The sequence below is a fragment of the Streptomyces sp. NPDC041796 genome, assembly GCF_055590785.1.
This window is the reverse complement of the sequence record NZ_JBVJAH010000099.1, coordinates 1-1,503: the sequence shown is the minus strand read 5'-3', so window position 1 is coordinate 1,503 and position 1,503 is coordinate 1. Positions and strand designations below refer to the sequence as shown.

The 1,503-nt window shown below is 65.0% G+C and carries 2 protein-coding genes and 1 pseudogene; 1 reads left to right on the top strand and 2 read right to left on the bottom strand.

Annotated features, from left to right (window positions below; translation table 11 throughout):
* Positions 1–100: pseudogene (locus ACZ6C1_RS39035) on the top strand (IS5/IS1182 family transposase); the annotation flags it as partial.
* 8 nt (positions 101–108) lie between these two features.
* Here ACZ6C1_RS39035 and ACZ6C1_RS39030 read toward each other — a convergent pair.
* Together ACZ6C1_RS39030 and ACZ6C1_RS39025 are read right to left on the bottom strand one after the other, a co-directional pair.
* A complete protein-coding gene (locus ACZ6C1_RS39030; protein ID WP_469247777.1) occupies positions 109–1,200 on the bottom strand; it encodes an IS630 family transposase in 1,092 nt (363 codons plus the stop codon).
* 116 nt (positions 1,201–1,316) lie between these two features.
* Positions 1,317–1,503: transposase (locus ACZ6C1_RS39025; RefSeq protein WP_469247776.1), on the bottom strand; the 187-nt coding region annotated here is incomplete at its 5' end.

The window sequence follows — 1,503 nt, the reverse complement described above, 5'->3', positions numbered from 1 at the left end:
GTCCCGGCGGATCCTCCGACGAGCCAGATGCCCCACCCGCCGCATCAGCACCATCATCCAAGCCATCCACACACTGCTGACCTGCAGCTATTCAGAATGAAAGAGGCACTAGTCTTCTGAGTCAGGAATTCTGTTCAGATATGAGGCGAGGCGCTCGAGGATCTGGTCCGCGGTTTTGGTCCAGACGTAGGGTTTCGGGTCGGTGTTCCATGCGGCGATCCAGTTGCGGATGTCTTGCTCCAGGGCCTGGACAGTTTTGTGGACGCCTCGCCGTATCTGCTTGTTCGTCAGCTCGGCGAACCACCGCTCGACCAGGTTGAGCCAGGACGATCCGGTGGGTGTGAAGTGCAGGTGGAACCGGGGATGCGCGAGGAGCCAGGTCTTAATGGCCGGGGTCTTGTGGGTCGCGTAGTTGTCCAGCACCAGGTGGACATCGAGGCCGGCCGGGACTTCCTTGTCGAGCTTGAGAAGGAACTTCTTGAACTCCTCGGCCCGGTGACGGCGATGGAGTGAGCCGATCACCTTGCCGGTGGCCACTTCCAGGGCGGCGAACAGGGTGGTGGTGCCGGACCGGACGTAGTCGTGCGTGACGCGTTGCGGCACTCCGGGCATCATCGGCAGCACCGGCTGCGAGCGGTCCAGGGCCTGGATCTGCGACTTCTCGTCCACGCAGAAGACCAGGGCCCGCTCGGGCGGGTCCAGATAAAGGCCGACGACGTCGTGGACTTTGTCGACGAAGTACGGATCCGTCGACAGCTTGAACGTCTGTGAGCGGTGCGGCTGCAGCCCGAAAGCCCGCCAGATCCGGGACACGGTTGACTGTGACAGGCCCAGTTCCCTTGCCATCGAGCGTATCGACCAGTGCGTCGCGTTCTTCGGCGCGGTCTGCAGCGTCCTGGTGACCAGTGCGGCCACCTGCTCGTCCGTCACCGACCTGGGACCGCCCGGGCGGGGCATGTCACCCAGGCCGGCGATCCGGTGCTCGACGAACCTCGCCCGCCAGCGGCCCACCGCATGCGCGGTCGAGCCGAGCCGGGCCGCCACGTCCTTGTTCGAGGCACCTTCCGCGCAGGCCAGGATGATCCGGCACCGCAAAGCCCACGCCTGCGGCGTGGAACGGCGCCGCACCCACCCCTCGAGCGCGGACCGTTCCTCACCGGACAGGATCAACTCGGCCTTCGGCCGCCCCGTACGCGCCATGGGCCAAGCCTACACATCTGAACAGAATTCCTGACTCAGAAGACTAGGTCGGTATCGACCTAAGCGCTGTCCCGTAAATGATCTACGGGATGCCGGTTGACCAGCCTCTCTACCTGTCACCCGGCGAGGGTGAGGTTGTGCAGGCGCGCGATGCCGAGCATGGCGTGGTGGACGCCGTCGCCTTTCAGGCGGCAGTCGCGGAGGATCTTCCAGGTCTTCATGCGGGCGAAGGGGTGCTCGACACGGGTGCGGACCTTGCGGGGGGAGGTGTTGTGCTCCTCCTTCCAGGCCGGGAGTTCGGCC